This is a genomic window from Kitasatospora sp. NPDC058218 (genome assembly GCF_042882445.1).
Taxonomy (GTDB): domain Bacteria; phylum Actinomycetota; class Actinomycetes; order Streptomycetales; family Streptomycetaceae; genus Kitasatospora.
In genome coordinates this window covers 124,598-143,029 of record NZ_JBHVWC010000005.1, presented here as the reverse complement: position 1 = coordinate 143,029, position 18,432 = coordinate 124,598, and the positions used below count along the sequence as shown (strand labels likewise).

Sequence of the window (18,432 nt, the reverse complement as noted above, 5' to 3'; positions counted from 1 at the left end):
TCCCGGTAGAGCGCGTCGATCAGACCTTCCTTGCCCAGTCTCCGTCGGCAGCGGGCCCGGAACGATGGAGCCGGGCGACCGCCTGCCCCGGCATGGGGGCCGACCCGGACGACGGCCCCCGCAACGGCGGAGGAGCCGCCCGCGGGGCCCGGCCGGTCAGATGTGCTCCGCCGAGCCGGTGAGCCGGAGCTTGCGCTGGGCCCGCTGGTAGAAGGTGGTGCGGCCGAGTCGCACGACGCGCGCGGCGGCGGGCAGCATGGTCACCGCGATGACGTCGCCCGGTGCGACGTGGCCGACCAGGAGGCCGTCGGCCTCGACCGCGAGGTCGCCGCTGTGCGGCAGCACCACCAGGTCGAGCCGCTCTCCGCTGGAGAGGAACACGGAGCGGTTGAACGCCGCGTGCGGAGCCACGGGCGTGATCAGCAGCCCCTCCGCGTTGGGGGAGACGATCGGGCCGCCCGCGGAGAAGCTGTAGGCGGTGGAGCCGGTCGGTGTGGCGACGACGACCGCGTCGGCGGTGTAGGCCACGAAGGGCTCGTCCTGGACCCGTACGGCGACCGCCGCGGACTTGTGCCCCGGGCTGCGCAGGAGCACGACGTCATTGAGCGCCGTCTCCTCGGCCGTCCCGAAGCGGGCGTGGACTCCGGAGCGGACCTCGACGGTGAAGCGGTGGGCGTCGATGGCGTCCAGCGCGGCCGGGAGCTCCGGGATGTCGACCTCGGCGAGGAAGCCCAGGCGTCCGACGTTGACGCCCAGGACGGGCGCGTGGCCCCTGGTCGCGAGCCGCATGGCGCGCAGCATGGTGCCGTCCCCGCCGAGGCTGATCAGCAGGTCGGCACTGGCGGTCATCTCCTCGGCCCCGACCGCGACGGCCTCGCAGCCGATGCGTGCCACCTCCGCCGCCAGCCCCAGGACCTTCGTGCCCCGGGCCCGGCTCCACCGGACGACGGCGTCGACGGTGGGCGCGCAGGTGCGCTCGGGGTGGAGTACCAGCCCCACCGTGCCGATGAATCCCATCCGGGGCACCTCGATGTCGACCGGGCCGCTGTTGCTCCTTCCAGTCATGCACAGCCCGGGCCGGAACGCCTACCCTGAGGGGGTCCGACTGCTGCTCGTCGCGGGCTCTCCGCACGAGCCGGCCGGTCGGGATCCGGACCGGCAGTCCGACGGCTTCGGCGTGGACGTGCGGCCCGGGCGCCCGACCGAGCCTTCGATGGGAGGCGTGGCCCATGGCCGCCAGCGAGATCCCGGGGATCGACCCCTCCGCGAAGCCGAGCGGAGACGGGTGTGTCGAGTGCCTGGCCGGGGACGGGCCGGGGTGGTGGTTCCACCTGCGGCGCTGCGCCGCGTGCGGGCACATCGGGTGCTGCGACTCCTCACCCTCTCAGCACGGCACGCGCCACGCCCGGGAGGCGGGGCACCCGTTCCTGGCGAGCTTCGAACCCGGTGAGGCGTGGTTGTGGAGCATCGAGACCGAGCAGTACTACGACGGGCCGGACCTGGCCCCGCCCGCCGCTCACCCGGCCTCGCAGCCGACGCCCGGCCCGGGTGGCAAGGTCCCGGCCGACTGGCAGCTGCAGCTGCACTGAGGCGGTCAGAGCGGCGGGGCCGGTAGACGCGGGTCCGTGACCCCGCCCGGGCAGGCGAGGCTGCCGACGTCCCAGCCGGCCCGGGCGGCTCCGGCCTGGTACGCGCGCTCGTAGAAGGCGAGCGCGGCCGCCCTCGGATCGGCCTCGGCGCGGGCCGCGTCGTAGCGCAGTACGGCCAGGTGGCTCTCGCCGAGCGGGATCCACCGTGCGGATGCGGGCGTGAGCGGGTCTTCGGCCAGGTGCGCGGGCTCGGGCGTCGTGTAGGAGTAGAAGGCCGGTTCGCCGAGGTCGGCGTCCCCGAACCAGAACCCGAAGCTGATCAGCTCCCGGGAGTACGCCTCGCGGGTCACCGGGTCCACCTGCGAGGGCTGGTCGACGGAGGCCCCGGCGAACCGGGTGTGGGCGATGTCCATCGAGTGCCAGAACAGGTGGACGGGGCTGACCTTGCCCGAGAAGCGCGCCGCGAACTCCTCCAGCACCAGGGCGACCTGGCTGAGCACCTGCCAGTAGCGATTCGCCCAGACGGGGTCGTAGGTCGCGTGCTCGAAGTCCTCGGCGAACGGCCGGTCGGAGTCGGGCAGCCGGTAGGGGCGGGGGTTCGGGAGCTCCACCCGGACGCCCAGCGCGGTCAGCGTCTCCAGGGTCTGCCGGTAGAACGAGGCGACGGACTGGCCGAGGAGCGGGAAGGACTCCGCCCTGCCGTCCGCCGTCGCGACGACCAGCCGGTGGGCGACGAGGTCGAAGTCGATGGTGAAGATCGGGTTGCCGTCGACCTGCCCCATCGGCCGCGTGGTGATCCCGCGCCCGGTGAGGTGGAACGGGACGTTCCACCAGTGGTTGCGCCGCACGCTCGCCGCGAGCCGGATCTTGCCCACCACCTGGGTGAAGCGGTGCAGCGTCTCCTTCGTGTCCCGCCACTCGGCGAGCGGCATCGGTGGGAACAGCTCCATCGCGCATTCCTCCTGCCCGTTCGCTGCGCGTCCGTGACCGTGGCGGCCGGGGCGCGAACGGTGGTTTGATCCGGCGGCCGTCGGGGCGAGCCGGTGCCCATCGGGCGACGTCAGCCCTGTCGACGATCGCACGTGGGTGTTCTCGGCCGCGTACTCGTTCCGCCGGATGGTGGAGCGGTGGACCACGCTGTCCCGGACGGGGTGGCTCCGGTGGCGCGGGTGGTCAGGGCTGCGCAAGGCCGCGGCTACCGCGGCGGCGGCCTCCGGGGGAGATATTCACTGGCGGGCCCGGGACCTCGCGATCGATCCTGGACCGCATGACCGACCAACCAGCACGATGGAGCCGGGCGACCGTCTACCCCGACATGTGGGCCGACCCGGACGACGACCCCCGCACCAGTGGAGGAGCCGGCCCGGACGGCGAACTCGCGACGCTGCAGGGCTTCCTGAGCGACTACCGCGCGACGCTGCGGATGAAGTGCGAGGGCCTGGACCCGGAGCAGCTCGCCCGCCGGTCGGTCCCGCCGTCGACGATGTCGCTGCTCGGCCTGGTCCGGCACCTCGCCGAGGTGGAACGGGACTGGCGCAACTGGATCGTCGACGGTGAACCGCTGCCCAAGCTGTACGGCAGGCGCGACGCGGACTTCGACGACGTCGTCGCCGAGCAGGCCGAGGTCGACGCCGCGTACGCCGCCCTGGCGCGTGAGCAGGCCGCGACCGACGCCGCGCTGGCCGAGCACCCGGATCTGGACGAGCGCCTGCCGAAGGACGGGATCGCCGTGCGGGAGTTGATGGTGCACCGGGTCGAGGAGTACGCCCGCCACTGCGGGCACGCCGACCTCCTGCGCGAGTGCGTCGACGGACGGGTGGGCCAGTGAGGTCCTTCCGCCCGCGATGATCTCCCCGGCGAGGGTGTGACGGCGGCCGGACCGCAGGGACCGGCAGCGTGGGCCCGCCTGCGGGCCCGCGTCACCGCCCGGGCCTCGCGGCCGCCGCCTCCGCGCCCCGGAGGGCGCCCGCTGTGCCGGCGTTCAGGGGGTCGGGACGACGACCAGTTCGCCGACCAGGGCGGCGGCCGCCGCGCGGTCCTCCTCGGGGAGTCCCTCGTCGGTGATCAGGACGTCGACCTGGTCGAGCGGGGCGAAGGAGACCAGGCCGACGGAGTTCCACTTGGTGTGGTCGGCCACCACGACGACCCGTCGGGCGGAGTGGATGAACGTCCGGTTGGTCTCGGCCTCGGCGAGGTTGGGTGCCATCAGCCCGCCGTCGGCGGACAGGCCGTGGCAGCCGAGGATCAGCACGTTCACGTGCAGGGAGCGGATGGCCTGGTCCGCGACCGGGCCCACCATGGCGTCCGAAGGGGTCCGTACGCCGCCGGTGCGGATGACCGTGGCGGAGGAGGGTGCGCCGTCCGCGCCGAGGTCCTCCATCAGGTCGGCGATGCGCAGCGCGTTGGTGACGACGGTCAGGGCACTGATCGCGCGCAGGCAGCGGGCCACCTCGTAGGTGGTGGTGCCGGCGGCCAGGCCGACGGCCGAGCCGGGCTGGACGAGCTCGGCCGCCCTCCGGGCGATCGCCTCCTTGGCGGGCAGCTGCCAGGACGACTTGGCCTCGAAGCCGGGCTCGCGGACGACCGTGTCCTCGATCCGTACGGCGCCGCCGTGGACCTTGTGGAGCAGGTCCTTGCGGGCGAGCGCGTCCAGGTCCCGGCGGACCGTCATGTCCGAGACGCCGAGCTCGCGGACGAGCTCGTTGACGCGTACTCCGCCGCGGGTGCGCACCAGGTCGAGGATCAGGGCGCGCCGCTGGCCGGCGAGTGGCTGGTGGGTGTCGGACATCGGGCTGGCCTCCTCCGGCGGGTGGTGACCCGGGTGAACGGTGATCATCGCCATCATGACAGGTCGAGTCGGTCGCCCGTTCACACTGTGCCGTTGACTTTCGTTGGATAATGTTTGATTGTGACTGCCATCCGGGGCATCGGCGCCGGCGAGCCGAGAGGGAACGATGGCCAGGACCGTGACCAAGCTGGCGGACGGCCGCGAGCTGATCTACTTCGACGCCGGTCCGGACGCACCGCCGCGCACCGCCGTCGACCGCCGCCCGCTGGACCGGGCGGCCCCGGCCGCCGAGGTGCGCCAAGACCCGGCCACCGGCGCCTGGGTCACCATCGCCGCCCACCGCCAGGCCCGTACCTACCACCCGCCGGCCGACGAGTGCCCGCTCTGCCCCTCGCGCGACGGGCGCCTCAGCGAGATCCCCGACGCCGACTACCAGGTGGTCGTGTTCGAGAACCGCTTCCCGTCGCTGGCCACGTCCCCGGGGGCGGTGCACCCGGGCGCCGGGGCCATGGACGGTGGGACCACGGCCGGCGGGGCCGCGGGGGCCGACCCGCTGCGCACCGCCCGGCCGGGCGACGGCCGCTGCGAGGTGGTCTGCTTCACCGCCGACCACGACGTCTCCTTCGCCGATCTGGACGAGGACCGCGCGCGGCTGGTGCTGGACGCCTGGACCGACCGCACGGCCGAGCTGTCGGCACTGCCCGAGGTCGAGCAGGTGTACTGCTTCGAGAACCGCGGTGCCGAGATCGGCGTCACCCTCGCCCACCCGCACGGCCAGATCTACGCCCTGCCCTTCACCACCCCGCGCACCGCCCGGATGATCGAGCAGGCCGGGCGCCATCGCGAAGCCACCGGCCGCAACCTCTTCGAGGACCTGCTCGCGGCCGAACGCGCCGACGGCGAACGGGTGGTGGCCGCCGGCGAGCACTGGACGGCGTTCGTCCCGTTCGCCGCCCGCTGGCCCTACGAAGTCCACCTCTACCCCAACCGTCGTGTCGCGGACCTCACCGGACTCACCGAGGACGAGCGCGCCGAGTTCCCGGCCCGCTACCTCGACCTGCTGCGCCGTTTCGACGCCCTCTTCGCCACCCCGCAGGCCCCCGGGCGGACACCCTACATCTCCGCCTGGCACCAGGCCCCCACCCGCGACGGCGGTGAACTCGCCCTGCACCTGGAGCTGTTCACCATCCGCCGGGCCGCCGGCAAGCTCAAGTACCTGGCCGGCGTCGAGTCCGGCATGGACGCCTTCGTCAACGACATCGCGCCGGAGACCGCCGCCCGGCGACTGCGCGAGGCGCTCGCCTGATCGACCCGACCCGCCCGCTTGTCCGACCCACCGCTCGCCCGTTCCACCCGCCCCACGCCCACCCGCAGACCGCCCACCCGGAGAACGACGACGATGACGACCTTCCACGCGCTGTACGGCCACCAGCCCGAAGGGGAGTGGGCGGCCCCCGGCCGGGTCAACCTGATCGGCGAACACACCGACTACAACCTCGGGTTCGTGCTGCCGATCGCCCTGGCGCAGACCGTCCGGGTGCAGGCCCGCCGCCGTACCGACGGCCGGCTGCGCCTGCACAGCGCCCAGGGGGACGGCACCGTCACCGAGCTGACCGCCGAGGACCTCGCCGCGGGCACCGTGACCGGCTGGGCCCGCTACCCGGCCGCCGTCGTCCGGGCGCTCCTTGAGGCGGGGCACCGGGTCGGCGGGGCGGACCTGAGCTTCGACAGCGACGTGCCCACCGGCGCCGGGCTCTCGTCCTCCGCGGCCCTGGAGTGCGCGGTCGCGGTGGCCTACGACGACCTGTACGGCCTCGGCCTGGGCGAGCAGGAGCTGGCCCTGCTCGCCCAGCGGGCCGAGAACCGGTTCGTCGGCGTGCCCTGCGGGGTGATGGACCAGATGGCGTCGATGTGCTGCCGGGCCGGTGCGGCGCTGTACCTCGACACCCGGGACCTGTCGGCCCGTCAGGTGCCGCTCGACCTGGCCGGCGCCGGGCTGCGGCTGCTGGTGATGGACACCAGGGTGAAGCACGACCTCGCCGACGGCGCCTACGCGCAGCTGCGGGCCGGGTGCGAACGGGCCGCCGAACTGCTCGGGCTGCCCGCCCTGCGCGAGGTGCCGCTCTCCGGCCTGGACGAGGCCCTCAGCCGGCTGCCCGACGAGCTGCGGCCGCTGGTCCGGCACGTGGTGACGGAGGACGACCGTGTCCGGCGGGCGGTGGCCCTGCTCGACGCGGGTGACCCGGCCGGGCTCGGGCCGATCCTGACGGCGGGGCACGCCTCGCTGCGCGACGACTACCGGGTCTCCTGCGCGGAGACCGATCTCGCGGTCGTCGCCGCCGTCGCCGCCGGGGCCCTCGGGGCCCGGATGACCGGCGGCGGCTTCGGCGGCTCGGTCATCGCCCTGGTCGCCGCCGACACCGCCGAGGCGGTGGCCGGAAGCGTCACCCAGGCCTTCCGCTCGGCGGGTCACACCGCCCCGGCCATCCACCAGGCCGAGCCCGCGAGCGGGGCCCGGAGGGTGAGCTGAGCGCAGCCGGGGTGCCGGGGCGTCCGGCCACGGGGTCGAGGTGGCTCCGGCGGTGTGGACAACTCCGGCGCCACGGTGCCATTGCAGTGTTACTGTCTGATCATGTCCAAGGTCGAGATTGATGCGCTGACCGCCGAGTTCTTCGGCGCCTTCGACAACCGGGGCGGCAAGCCCGCGGACGTCGCCCGGCTGCGCCGGCTGCTGGTTCCGGGAGGAGTGATCGTCCATACCGGGACCGACCTCACCGTGTACACCGTGGAGGAGTTCATCGCCCCGCGCGAACAGCTGCTCAGCGACGGCCGGTTGGTCGACTTCTCCGAGTGGGAGACGTCCGAGCGCACCGAAGTCGTGGGCGACATCGCGTCGCGCGTCGGCGAGTACGGAAAGTCCGGGATCCTGAACGGCCAACCGTACGAGGGCAGCGGCACCAAGGCCTTCCAGTTCGTCCGCACCGCCGAGGGCTGGCGGATCGTCGCCTTCTCCTGGTTCGACCGGGACTGACCTCCTGACGCCGACCGACCGACCGATCACGAAGGTCCCCGACCGCAACTCCGGTCGGGGACCGCTGCCGTCACGGGGCCGGTGTCGCGGGGTCCGTGTCACGGAGGCGGTATCACGGGGCCGACGTCACGCCGCGGGTGCCACGGTGCGGAGCGCCTGGAGGAGCCGGCGCAGGGCGGGCGGGGGCGGGCCGCTGCGGACGGCGAGGGAGGTGGTGACGGTGAGGTCGGCGAGCGGTCGGTAGACGATCCGGGGGACCGGCGGCAGCTCGGACACCCGGTAGAAGACCGTCCACGACGGAGCGTCGTCGGCGATCTCGGTGAGCGTCTCGCGCAGGGTGGTGAACGCGGGGCCGGGGGCGGGTGCGGCCAGGCCGGCCGCGCTCCAGGCGGCGGTGACCAGGTCGTGGAAGGGCGGATTGTGCGCACGGGGTGCCAGGCGGAGCGGAAGGTCGCGCAGGTGGGCCAGGCTCAGCGGGGCGCCGCCGGCGGTGGTGGACCGGGTGGCGGCGAGCGGGTGGGCGGCGGGCAGGGCGGCGTACAGCGGGTCGCTCCAGAGCGGGAGCAGGTCCAGCCCGGGGGCGTCGGCCGGACCGCGCACGAAGGCGGCGTCCAGCTCACCAGAGCCGACCAGCGCGAGCCGCTGCGCCGGTGCGGCCCGGGTGAGCCGGACGCGCAGGCGCGGTGCGATGTCCGCCAGCGCGGCGAGGAGGCCGTAGAGCCGGTCGGCCGGCCCGTGGACGGCGCCCAGGCGGAGCACGCCGTCGGCCCCGGCGGCGATCTCGGCGGCCACCCGACGGGTGCGGTCGGCCGCCGCGAGGACGGCCCGGGCCTCCGGCAACAGACGTTCACCGGCCGCCGTCAGCCGGACCTGCCGGGACGAACGGTCGAAGAGGAGCACCCCGAGCTCGCGTTCCAGCCGCTGGACCTGCTGGCTGACCGCGGACTGCACGATGCTCAGCCGCTCGGCGGCGCGGCCGAACCCGCCCTCCTCGGCCACCGCCACGACGTACGCCAGCTGCCGGAGCTCCACGCCGCCTCCCCCTTACGAGCCGCTGGGCCGGCGGCGCCGACCCATCGCGATCACTGATCGGTGACATCGCCAACTGCTCCTGGTTCGGCCGCTATTCCCGGGCTCGAATGGATCCCGACCAGCCAGCCGACCGCGAAGGACAGACCGATGCCGTCCCACCCGAACCCCCGCTCCGCCTCCGACGCCACCCGCGAGCCGCTGCCCGGCGCGGGGGCGGCGCTGGTCGTCCGCGCGGCCGACGCCGAGTTCGTCGCCCTTGCCGCGGGCAGCGCCTTCCACCTGTTGGCGGACGGTGACGCCGCCGCCCCGGCCGGTGCCCCAGCCGCCGGCGCGTTCGCCGCCGCGTTCGGTGCCAACCGCCTCGTCCTGGCCGAGGGCGCGGACGGCGCCAGGCCGCACGTCCACGCGCGCTCCTCGGAGCTGTTCTACGTGCTCGGCGGCGCGGTGGAGTTCCTGCTGGGGGACTGGCCGACCGCCGTCACGGCGGGCGGCCTCGTGGTCGTCCCGCCCGGGCTGCCCCACGCGTTCGGCGCGGCGCCCGGCAGCACGGCCGACCTGCTCGTGGTGATGACACCCGCGGTGGAGCGCTTCGACTACTTCCGCCACCTCGGCCGCATCGCCGCCGGGCTGGACACCTTCGATCGGCTCATCCCCGAACAGGAGCGCTACGACGTCCACTTCACGGACGCGGGGCCCTGGCAGCGCGTCCGCTCCGGCGCCACGCAGTGACCTCGGCGCCCGCCCGGGCGGAGACCGGCCCGGGCGCGGCGGACCCGCCTGGGCCGGTGCCGTGCGGAAGACGGCACGGCGTCCGTCGACACGGTCACCTGCTGGGTCGAGGTCGACGACTTGCTCAGCGAAGCCGAGACCGACGCGCCGAACGGTCCCCACCCGGCCCGCGCACTCGTGCTCACCGAATCGGCCGCGGTCTTCGTGTTCGAGGAACTCTGCTGCGTGCCCGTGCTGATCGTGAAGTTGACCGCCCTGGCCTCGTGGGGGGCGAGACTGTGGGAGTCCGGCAGGCGCTGCCAGAACTGTTCGCGGGTGACGATGTTCCTGTTCGGCAGCACACCGGCGCCCACGAGAATCCCCGGACCGTCCGGCGGGATGATCACGCGGCTGTTCGGCTCGGGAACGCTCCCTATGTTGTTCGGATCCAGCAGGTGCAGGCCCGAGATGACGGCCACCGTCGGCCCGTCCCAGGTGTCGATGACGGACACGAAGGACCCCGAGTACGTGACCTTGGCGATCCAGTAGGTGCCGACCTCGCAGGCGACCAGGAAGGATTCACCGCCGGGATCGACGGTGACGCCGGGATACCCGGCCGGCCATTCCTTTCCGAGTTTGCTGTAGCCGACGTGATCGCCTTCGCGGGGCGGCGGGCCGAGGTCGCGGCGAGCCGGCCGCTCCCGGCGGCCGGTGCGCCGAATGCCACCAACTCACCAACGCGGACACGGATTTCCCTGGATCGAGTGGGACCCGCGAGGACACGCCGAGGCGCCCTCCTACGGAGAGCAGTGGGAGGAAGCCGACCAGGGCGCCGACGCCACCCCCGACCTCACAGGACGTGCCCGCCGGCCGAGCGGGCCCCGCCGGTCGCACGGCGGGGCACGGCGCCGGCCCGGTGCACGGCGCCGGCCCGGGACCGGAAGGTCCCGGGGCCGGTGGGCGCCCGCGCGGTCCGGGCCGCCGGGGCGGGCGGACCGGCCGTCAGCGGGCGGTGTCGAGCGGGCCCGCCGGCAGCAGGGGCCCCGGCACCAGGGGGCCGGTGACGTGGTCGGTGTCGTCGTCATCGTCCGTGAAGGTCGTCGTGATCGAGCTGGTGCCCGAGGAGAGCACTCCGATCACGAGGAACGCCACCAGCAGCCCGCGTCCGCCGCCGCTCAGCACCAGCGGGTGGGTCCCCGAGACCGGCCCGCCCGTCACCGGCCCCGGCTCGTCGCCGAAGAGCCGCTTCGGGTAGGCGGAGGTGAGCATCAGCAGGTAGGCGGTGTACCGCATCCGGTAGCGCAGGATCGCCGCCGTGGCCTCGAACAGCGGCTGCGGCATCCGGCCCAGGATCAGGACCACCAGCCAGCTGATGAAGGCGACCGTCCACCAGCCGGCGTACAGCACGGCCTGGATGATCATCGCGGGGATGACGAGCACGATCCGGAAGAAGACCGCGAGCCGGTTGAGCTCACCGGGCCGCAGCTCGACCTGCACGGGGTAGCCGGGCGTCCGGAACGCGAACGGCGGGTACCGGTCGTGGGTCAGCAGCAGGTAGGCGTTCACCCGGGTCTCGTACGGCACGTAGCCGGACAGGTAGTCGGCGGCGAAGCCCGGCAGCCGGCCGAGGAACAGCGCACCGAACCAGCCGATCACGGTGACGAAGAACGCCACCACCGACAACGCCCAGAGCACGATGAGCTGCGGGATCAGCAGCAGGATCCGCACCAGCACGGTGAGCCGGTTCTGCGGCCCCGGCGGGGGCATGTCCAGCACCGGCAGCCACTCGCCGTCCAACGGAGCGGGCGCGGGGGGAGCCTGCCACATCCGGACCTCCAGGTCTCGACACCAGGCACACGGCGGTGCACCGTCGTGTGCTCCGAAGATCGCAGCCCCCCGCCGCCCGCGCGCGCTGCACTGCGCCGCCCGGGCGATCGCGGTCCGGCGCGGTGCGGTGGGGGGCACCCTCGGCGGCGGGTGTGCCGTGGCACCGGACCACGTCGACGGGTCACGTCCGCGGGCTGCTGATTCGCACACTTCCGACGGATCGGATGATCACGTTCACGCTCCAGATGGCCGGACAACGATCAGAGGAGATCACTTCCGGGCATCCGGTGCTCCCCGATGGCACCGGGAGGGAGGATCGCAGCTGCGGTCGTCCGTGCCGCCGTTGTGACATGCCTCGGCCATGCAGTACTCACGTGTGGGGGTGCCCGGATGCCAACCATCGACGACCACGACGACTGCGACGACCGCGGGGAACGCGACGGACGCGGTGACCACGGGGAACGCGTCGACCGCGACGGTCGTGACCGCTACGACGATCTCGATGACGACTGCGACGGCGCCGACCACGACGACCTCGCCGACTTCGACGCGTTCCTCCGGGTCTCCGCCGGTCTCACGGGCTTCGACGAGGGGGAGCTGCGTGCCACCGGCATGGCCCACGAGCACCACCGCACCCTGCTCGCCCGCCGGGTCCGTGACGAGCACGCCCTCATCCACCTCTGGTACGTCGGAGCGTGGCCGGGCGAACCGCCCTCCTCGCCCCGCGCCTACGACCGGGGGCTGATGTGGCGCACCTTCCAGGGCGCCGCGCCCGGTGCCGCCGCGCCCGGACACGGCAGCTGGGCCGAGGCGCCGCTGCACGGAGGTGGCCGGTGAGCGCGCGCTGGGACGCCGTCGTGGTGGGCGCGGGTTTCGCCGGGTCCCTGGTCGCCGAGCGCCTCGGTGCGCAGGGCTGGCGCGTCCTCGTCCTGGAGGCCGGCCACCCGGCCAGGGGTGCCGCCGCCACCACGACGGCGTACCGCGCCGCCGGCGGCGGGACGCCCACCTCGCCGTACCCGCTCAGCGAGGACGCGCCGTCCCCCGACGTGGGCGACCTCACCGGGCGATCGGACGGCGGCTTCGACGCGACCGGCCACCTGGTGCAGCACGGACCCCTGCCCTACGCCAGCGGCTACCTGCGGGTCAACGGGGGCACCGGACTGCTGTGGACCGGACTCGCCCCCCGCATGCACCCCGAGGACTTCCGCACCGGCGACCTCGGCCACGGCCGCAACTGGCCGATCGGCTACCACGACCTCGAACCGTACTACCGCAGCGCCGAGCGGGAACTCGGCGTGGCGGCCGACGCGGACCAGCAGCGCGAGGCCGTCGGCCTGCCCATCCCGGACGGCTACGCCTTCCCGAGCCGCGCCATCCCTGCCAGCTACCTCGACCGGCAGGTGGCCCGCGCCCTCGACGGCCGCACCGTCCGCGACCCCGCCGTGGCGGAGGCCGCGCGCCTCGCCGTCACCGCCACCCCGCACGCCCGCAACGGGCTGCCCGGCGGACCGGCAGGGGATTCGCCGCACGGCCCGGGGGCGGCCGGTGCGCCCTGCGCGGGCAGCGCCAGCTGCGTCCCGATCTGCCCGACCGGCGCCAAGTACACGCCGCTGCGTACCCAGGCCCGATGGTCCGGGACCGTCGAACTGCGCACGGACGCCGTGGTCGGCCGGGTGATCGCCGACGGCACCGGCCGGATCACCGGCGTCGACTACCTGTCCGGCGGCGCCACCCACCGGGTCGAGGCCGACCTCGTCGTCCTCGCCGCCCACGCGATCGAGAACGCCCGGCTGCTGCTCCTCTCCGGCCTGGCCAACCGAAGCGACCAGGTCGGCCGCAACCTGATGGACCACCCGGCCCTGCTCACCTGGGGCCTGATGCCGGACCAGGTCGGCCCCTACCGGGGCCCGGGGTCGACCAGCGGACTGGAGGCGTTCCGCTTCGGCGCGGGCCGCAGCCGCCGCGCGCCCTTCCGTATCGAGATCGGCAACTGGGGCTGGTCCTGGGCCGCCGGGCCGCCGCAGGTCGAGGTCGCGGAGCTGCTGGCCGCCGGGGTACGCGGGAAGGAGCTGCGCGAGCGGCTGGGGGACCGGCTCGGCCGGCAGTTCGCCCTTCAGTTCGAGCTGGAGCAGCCCGCCGACCCGGCCAACCGCGTCACCCTCGACCCGGACCGGCGGGACCGGCTTGGCCTGCCCCGCCCCGCCCTGCACTACGACCTCTCCGCCTACGTGCGGCGGGGCATGGCCTCGGCCCGAGCCGTCTCCGACCAGCTCTTCGCGCTGCTCGGTGCCGAGGACCACACCCGATACGAGGCCGGGCCGCGCTGGCCGGGCCGGCTGGAACACCAGGGCCACCCGTACGCCTACCGCGGCGCGGGCCACGCCGGCGGCACGCACATCATGGGCGACTCGCCGGCCGACTCCGTCGTCGACCAGTGGCAGCGCTGCTGGGACCACCCCAATCTCTACGCCGTCGGCTGCGGCTCGATGCCCTCGCTCGGCACCTCCAACCCCTCGCTCACCATGGCCGCGCTCGCGTTGCGCAGCGCCGACCGGATCCACCGCGACCTGCTGGCGCTGCACCGACCGGTGACGCTCGGCGCACCGGCGGGCCCGCCCGTGCCCGCCCACCGACCGACGGAGTCCCGATGACCGCCCTGCCGCTCCCGCCCGTCCCGGAGCCGTACCACCTGCCGTTCCACTACGGCGCGCTGCACAACATCGGCGTGGACTACCTGGTCGCCCCCGGTCCGTGCCGCGACCTGCTCGCCAAGCGCCACCCGGGCCTGGCCGTCGCCCTGTTCGACGGCATGGCCTGCGTCTCGCTGAACTACCAGCTCTACTTCGCGCAGTACCCGGGCGGCGGCGGGATCACCCAGGAGGTGGAGATCAACGTCATCGCCCACCCGCAGTTCGCCGAGGACCGCCTGCCCGAGCTCAACTACGGCCAGTACGCCCGCGGGTACGACCAGACCAAGCTGCTCGGGATCGCCCGGACGCACGTCCTGTGCGACAATCCGCTCGCCATCGACGCGGGACGCAGGCTCTACGCCGAGCCCAAGCGGCCCGGCTGGTTCGACGCCGTGATGCCCTCGCTCAACGCCCCGTCCGTGCGCGAGCACTGGACCTTCTCCTGCCGGCGCGCCACCGTGGCACCGGACGGCCTGGTCCGGCACGACGGGCGACTCCTCACCGTTGAGGCGGACCTGACCGGCCTCACCCCCGAGCCGGTCAACAACACGCCGATCACCGGCTACGGGACCGACGAGGAAGGCCGGTTGCTGGCCGGGCCGCTCAACGTCTACCAGCCGTACCGCTACTACGCCCTCGACGACCGCACCGCGGCCAGGGTCCGGCTCACCCTCGAAGACCCCGCCGAGGAGGCCGTCGGCGACCTCGCCCGGCTGGTCGGCGACGCGCACGCCGCCGGGGTGTGGACCTACCAGTCCCCGCCGGTCGCCGCCCACAACCGGGCCTACTACGTCCGCTGATCCGGCCCCGGCCCGTCGACGTTCCGGCGGGCCGGGCCGGGCCGGGCGCTCCGCCGCGCGATGCCGCGGGGCCGCACGTTCGGCGGGCGGGGCGTCGGGCAGCCGGGTGGCCCCGACCCCATGAGGCCGAAGGCCCGTGGTCATACCGTGCAGGATCCGGGAACCCCGGCAGAATCGAATGTGGACCGCTTCGTCCGCGCCTCCGTCGCCCGGGTCCGCCGGTCCCCTGCTTGCACCCGTACCGCCCAGTTCAGAGGAGCACCCCATGCCCGACTTCCACCCGGAGCACGATCGCCTGGTCGTCAGGCCGATCGGGGAACCCGCCGCGGACGCCGACACCCGTACGGGCGAGGTGGTGGCGGTGGGACCCGGCCGGCAACTGGAGAGCGGCAAGCCGCACCCGGTGGACGTCAAGGTCGGCGACCGGATCGTCTTCGCCACGTTCTCCGGCTCGGCGATCGACGTCGAGGGGGAGACGTACCTGGAGGTCCCCGAGGACGAGGTCCTCTCGCTGTCCGCCGAGTAGGAGAGCCTCATGACCGAGCAGCCGAAGGCCCGGATCGGCGTCACCGGACTGGCCGTGATGGGCCGCAACCTGGCCAGGAACTTCGCCCGCCACGGCTACCGCGTCGCCGTGCACAACCGCACGCAGGCCAGGACCGACGCCCTGCTGGAGGAGTTCGGCCACGAAGGCGAGTTCGTCCCGGCCGAGTCGCCGGAGGCATTCGTCGCGGCGATCGAACGCCCACGCATGATCGTCATCATGGTCAAGGCGGGTGACCCGACCGACACGGTCATCGACGAGCTCGTCCCGCTGCTCGACGAGGGCGACGTGCTGGTGGACGGCGGGAACGCCCATTTCCTCGACACCCGACGGCGGGAGTCCGCCCTGCGCGAGCGCGGGCTGCACTTCGTCGGCAGCGGCATCTCCGGCGGTGAGCAGGGCGCGCTGGAGGGGCCCAGCATCATGCCGGGCGGCACGGCGCAGGCGTACCGCTTGCTGGGGCCGTTGCTGGAGGACATCGCGGCCCAGGTCGACGGCAGGCCCTGCTGCACGCACGTCGGACCGGACGGTGCCGGCCACTTCGTCAAGATGGTCCACAACGGCATCGAGTACGCGGACATGCAGCTGATCGCCGAGGCGTACGACCTGCTGCGCCACGCCGCGGGCATGCAGCCGGCCCAGATCGCCGAGGTCTTCCGCACCTGGAACGGAGGGCGGCTGGAGTCCTACCTGATCGAGATCACCGCGGACATCCTCGCCCACACCGACCCGGAGACCGGGCGGCCCTTCGTCGACGTCGTGCTGGACCGGGCCGAGCAGAAGGGCACCGGACGCTGGACGGTCCAGACCGCGCTGGAGCTCGGTGTCCCCGTCGGCGGCATCGCGGAGGCGGTCTTCGCCCGCTCGCTGTCCGGCAGCGTGCCCCTGCGCGAGGCGGGCCGCGGCCTGCCGGGACCGACCGAGACCTGGCTCGACAGCGCCGCCTCCGACCGCTTCGCCGAGGACGTCGAGCAGGCCCTGTACGCCTCCAAGATGGTCGCGTACGCCCAGGGCTTCAACCAGATCCAGGCGGGCAGCGCCGAGTACTCCTGGCAGATCGACCCCGGCGCGATGGCCGCCATCTGGCGCGGCGGGTGCATCATCAGGGCCCGGTTCCTCGATCGGATCAAGGCCGCGTACGACGAGGACCGGGCGCTGCCCACCCTGCTGACCGACGCCCACTTCAGGGAGGCGCTCGGGTCCGCGCAGTCGGCCTGGCGCCGGGTGGTGTCGACGGCGGCGCAGCTGGGCGTGCCGGCGCCGGGCTTCGCGACCGCGCTCGCGTACTACGACAGCCTGCGGGCGGAGCGGCTGCCGGCCGCCCTGATCCAGGGGCAGCGGGACTTCTTCGGCGCGCACACCTACCGGCGGGTCGACCGCGACGGGGTCTTCCACACCCGCTGGGAGGAGGCGGACCGCCCGGAGGAGGAGCGCTGACCGGCCCGGCCGCATGACGCGTGCCACGGCCCCACCGGGTTCACCCGGTGGGGCCGTGGCACGCGGGCGCGCCGGTCAGCCCGTGGTGACGACCATCCGGAAGCGGGCGGCGCCGGCGAGCATCCGGTCGTAGGCCGCGGTGATCCCGTCGAGCGGTACCGTCTCGACCATCGGGCGGATGCCGTGGAGCAGGCTGAACTCCATGGTGTCCTGCACGTCCTGCGCGGTGCCCGAGGGGTGGCCGCGGATGATCTTGCCGCTCATGAGCAGCTGGTTCGGGCTGATGCCCAGTGGTGCGGCGTCCGCGCCGATCACCACCAGCTCGCCCCGGCTGGCCAGACCGTCCACGGTCGCCGTGATGGCCTCGGAGTTCGCGGCCGTTCCCAGGACCACCTGTGCTCCGCCGAGCGACTGCAGCGCCTCCCCGGCGCCGGCGCCCGCCGTGCTGTCGACGTAGTGGTGCGCACCGAGCTCCTTGGCGAAGTCCGCCTTGGCGGCCCCGCGGGCGATGGCCACGGTCTCGAAGCCCATGGCGACCGCGTACTGCACCGCCAGGTGGCCGAGACCGCCGATGCCCAGCACCGCGACCAGATCGCCCGGCTCGGCGGAGCTGCGCCGCAGTCCGTTGAACGTCGTGACGCCCGCGCAGCCCAGCGGGGCCGCCTCGGCCGGCGACAGCCCGTCGGGGATCCGGGCCAGGGCGTCCACCGGTGCGATCACCGCGTCGGCGTACCCCCCGTCGTAGGCCCAGCCGGGCACCTTCAGGGCCTCGCAGACGATGAAGTCGCCCTGTCGACAGCGCCGGCAGTGGCCGCAGCTGCCGCCGAACCAGCCGACCGCGACCCGATCGCCCACCTGCCAACCCGAGTGGACGCCCTCGCCCACGGCCTCGATGTGCCCCGCAATCTCGTGGCCCGGTACCAGCGGGAACCGAACGCCCGGCAGGAGGGCGTCCACGAAGGCGGCGTCGCTGTGGCAGATCCCGCACGCCTCCACCGCCACCCGTACGTGGCCCGGGCCCGGCCGGGGTAGGTCACGCTCGACGATCTCGAAGCGACCGCCGGCGGCCGGGACCTGTGCGACTCGATAGGTACTCATCCGGATCTCTCCCAAGCACTGGCACGACCAGCTACTGCTACGGCATCCCCCGCATCAGGCACTCCCGCGCCCAGCACATCAGTTCCGGCTCGATCACGCACGGCGGGGGCTCCGCCTGGAAGCCATCGCCCGGGGAGACCCCGTAGTCGACCGCGGCCACGGTCACGTCGACGTCGAAGTGCTCGGGCCAGATGACCGGATCCGCCCCGGGAAACATCCGGCGCAGTGCGGCATCGCCGGCCGCGAAACCGTGCGCGATCCAGTGCGCCGGCTGCGGATCGGCTTCGATCACGTCCTCGGTGCCGACACCGGATCCGCCCTGGTAGAGCCCCGCGGGCGCACCGACCGTGACCCCGATCGCAGCCGCCAGCGCGGCGCAAGTGGTCCGTTCCAGGAAGAGGCGCTGCCCGGGCGCCACCAGATCCGCGCCGACGACCTGCGCGTTCGGCTCGGACCGGGTGGCGAAGCCTCCGAGGGAGGCGCGCAGCCTGATCGTGCCACTGGTTCGGAACTGTGGTCCGGCCAGGACCAGCTCCGCGACCGCGTGCAAGGCGCGGCGGGTGCGTACAAGCGATTCGATGTCCCTGACGGCATGCTCTCCCACAGTGGCGCCCGGCTCCCGTACCCGGCGCGTTCCCCACCATTCACACGCCGAACGCCGTCGGTGCGACCCCGGAGCGGCAGACCCCGATCTCCACGGTGCGCTTTGCGCGCTCGCTGGGTTGTCCGGGCCGTGGCCGCGTGCGTCACCGAAACCACGAAGGGCAAGAGATGGCCACTGGGTCGACACCCGAGGAGCCGGTCCATGTGAGCCGTCAGCGCTGTCGGGCCGGTGCTGCATCCGCAACGTGATTGCGGGTATGCGAGCGAGGCGATCGCCACCTTGGC

Annotated in this window: 19 protein-coding genes; 12 read left to right on the top strand and 7 right to left on the bottom strand. The window is 73.8% G+C overall.

What is annotated here, in order from left to right; all coding sequences use genetic code 11:
* Positions 1 to 156: 156 nt before the first annotated feature.
* Positions 157 to 1,065 (bottom strand): NAD(+)/NADH kinase, encoded by a 909-nt coding sequence (locus ACFVYI_RS04725; RefSeq protein WP_387881560.1) that lies wholly within the window; start codon positions 1,063 to 1,065, stop codon positions 157 to 159.
* Positions 1,066 to 1,229: 164 nt separating this feature from the next.
* On the opposite strand from ACFVYI_RS04725, the gene ACFVYI_RS04720 reads away from it, so the two are divergent.
* A complete protein-coding gene (locus tag ACFVYI_RS04720) occupies positions 1,230 to 1,589 on the top strand; it encodes a UBP-type zinc finger domain-containing protein (RefSeq protein ID WP_387881558.1) in 360 nt (119 codons plus the stop codon).
* Between the two features lie 5 nt (positions 1,590 to 1,594).
* On the opposite strand, the gene ACFVYI_RS04715 is transcribed toward ACFVYI_RS04720, so the two are convergent.
* Positions 1,595 to 2,539 (bottom strand): DUF5996 family protein, encoded by a 945-nt coding sequence (locus tag ACFVYI_RS04715; RefSeq protein WP_387881556.1) that lies wholly within the window; start codon positions 2,537 to 2,539, stop codon positions 1,595 to 1,597.
* Positions 2,540 to 2,856: 317 nt separating this feature from the next.
* Between ACFVYI_RS04715 and ACFVYI_RS04710 the strand changes: the two genes are divergently transcribed.
* Complete coding sequence (locus ACFVYI_RS04710; RefSeq protein WP_387881554.1) at positions 2,857 to 3,417, top strand: DinB family protein; 561 nt, start codon at positions 2,857 to 2,859, stop codon at positions 3,415 to 3,417.
* Between the two features lie 153 nt (positions 3,418 to 3,570).
* Here the strand turns inward: ACFVYI_RS04710 and ACFVYI_RS04705 are convergent, their stop codons facing one another.
* Positions 3,571 to 4,377, bottom strand: coding sequence for a DeoR/GlpR family DNA-binding transcription regulator (locus ACFVYI_RS04705; protein WP_387881552.1), 807 nt, complete (start codon positions 4,375 to 4,377; stop codon positions 3,571 to 3,573).
* A gap of 166 nt (positions 4,378 to 4,543) precedes the next feature.
* Between ACFVYI_RS04705 and galT the strand changes: the two genes are divergently transcribed.
* The 3 genes from galT (at position 4,544) to ACFVYI_RS04690 (ending at position 7,408) form a co-directional block, all read left to right on the top strand.
* Positions 4,544 to 5,683, top strand: a complete 1,140-nt coding sequence (galT, locus tag ACFVYI_RS04700; protein ID WP_387881550.1) for a galactose-1-phosphate uridylyltransferase — start codon at positions 4,544 to 4,546, stop codon at positions 5,681 to 5,683.
* A 93-nt stretch (positions 5,684 to 5,776) separates the two neighbouring features.
* Positions 5,777 to 6,907 carry a galactokinase gene (galK, locus tag ACFVYI_RS04695; RefSeq protein ID WP_387881548.1) on the top strand — a complete coding sequence of 377 codons (1,131 nt, stop codon included), beginning with the start codon at positions 5,777 to 5,779 and terminating at the stop codon, positions 6,905 to 6,907.
* Positions 6,908 to 7,009: 102 nt separating this feature from the next.
* On the top strand, positions 7,010 to 7,408 hold the full coding sequence (locus ACFVYI_RS04690) for a DUF4440 domain-containing protein (protein WP_387881546.1): 399 nt from the start codon (positions 7,010 to 7,012) through the stop codon (positions 7,406 to 7,408).
* A gap of 126 nt (positions 7,409 to 7,534) precedes the next feature.
* On the opposite strand, the gene ACFVYI_RS04685 is transcribed toward ACFVYI_RS04690, so the two are convergent.
* Positions 7,535 to 8,440, bottom strand: coding sequence for a LysR family transcriptional regulator (locus ACFVYI_RS04685; RefSeq protein WP_387881544.1), 906 nt, complete (start codon positions 8,438 to 8,440; stop codon positions 7,535 to 7,537).
* Between the two features lie 147 nt (positions 8,441 to 8,587).
* Between ACFVYI_RS04685 and ACFVYI_RS04680 the strand changes: the two genes are divergently transcribed.
* A complete protein-coding gene (locus ACFVYI_RS04680; protein ID WP_387881542.1) occupies positions 8,588 to 9,169 on the top strand; it encodes a cupin domain-containing protein in 582 nt (193 codons plus the stop codon).
* 120 nt (positions 9,170 to 9,289) lie between these two features.
* Positions 9,290 to 9,697 carry a hypothetical protein gene (locus tag ACFVYI_RS04675; RefSeq protein ID WP_387881540.1) on the top strand — a complete coding sequence of 136 codons (408 nt, stop codon included), beginning with the start codon at positions 9,290 to 9,292 and terminating at the stop codon, positions 9,695 to 9,697.
* A gap of 453 nt (positions 9,698 to 10,150) precedes the next feature.
* Here ACFVYI_RS04675 and ACFVYI_RS04670 read toward each other — a convergent pair whose 3' ends face one another.
* Positions 10,151 to 10,975, bottom strand: coding sequence for a DUF4389 domain-containing protein (locus ACFVYI_RS04670; protein ID WP_387881538.1), 825 nt, complete (start codon positions 10,973 to 10,975; stop codon positions 10,151 to 10,153).
* Between the two features lie 390 nt (positions 10,976 to 11,365).
* Between ACFVYI_RS04670 and ACFVYI_RS04665 the strand changes: the two genes are divergently transcribed.
* The 5 genes from ACFVYI_RS04665 (at position 11,366) to gndA (ending at position 16,446) form a co-directional block, all read left to right on the top strand.
* Positions 11,366 to 11,812 (top strand): hypothetical protein, encoded by a 447-nt coding sequence (locus ACFVYI_RS04665; RefSeq protein WP_387881536.1) that lies wholly within the window; start codon positions 11,366 to 11,368, stop codon positions 11,810 to 11,812.
* Entirely contained in the window at positions 11,809 to 13,626 is a 1,818-nt protein-coding gene (locus ACFVYI_RS04660) for a GMC family oxidoreductase (RefSeq protein WP_387881534.1), read from the top strand. The genes ACFVYI_RS04665 and ACFVYI_RS04660 overlap by 4 nt, the downstream gene beginning before the upstream one ends.
* The gene (locus ACFVYI_RS04655; RefSeq protein WP_387881532.1) at positions 13,623 to 14,465 is read left to right on the top strand and encodes a hypothetical protein; all 843 of its coding nucleotides are present in this window, start codon (positions 13,623 to 13,625) and stop codon (positions 14,463 to 14,465) included. Before ACFVYI_RS04660 ends, ACFVYI_RS04655 begins: the two co-directional genes overlap by 4 nt.
* A 265-nt stretch (positions 14,466 to 14,730) precedes the next feature.
* Positions 14,731 to 14,991 carry a co-chaperone GroES gene (locus ACFVYI_RS04650; RefSeq protein ID WP_387881531.1) on the top strand — a complete coding sequence of 87 codons (261 nt, stop codon included), beginning with the start codon at positions 14,731 to 14,733 and terminating at the stop codon, positions 14,989 to 14,991.
* 9 nt (positions 14,992 to 15,000) lie between these two features.
* Positions 15,001 to 16,446 (top strand): NADP-dependent phosphogluconate dehydrogenase, encoded by a 1,446-nt coding sequence (gndA, locus tag ACFVYI_RS04645; protein ID WP_387881529.1) that lies wholly within the window; start codon positions 15,001 to 15,003, stop codon positions 16,444 to 16,446.
* A gap of 75 nt (positions 16,447 to 16,521) precedes the next feature.
* On the opposite strand, the gene ACFVYI_RS04640 is transcribed toward gndA, so the two are convergent.
* Entirely contained in the window at positions 16,522 to 17,544 is a 1,023-nt protein-coding gene (locus ACFVYI_RS04640; protein WP_387881528.1) for an alcohol dehydrogenase, read from the bottom strand.
* 37 nt (positions 17,545 to 17,581) lie between these two features.
* On the bottom strand, positions 17,582 to 18,094 hold the full coding sequence (locus ACFVYI_RS04635) for a hypothetical protein (RefSeq protein ID WP_387881526.1): 513 nt from the start codon (positions 18,092 to 18,094) through the stop codon (positions 17,582 to 17,584).
* Positions 18,095 to 18,432 lie beyond the last annotated feature (338 nt).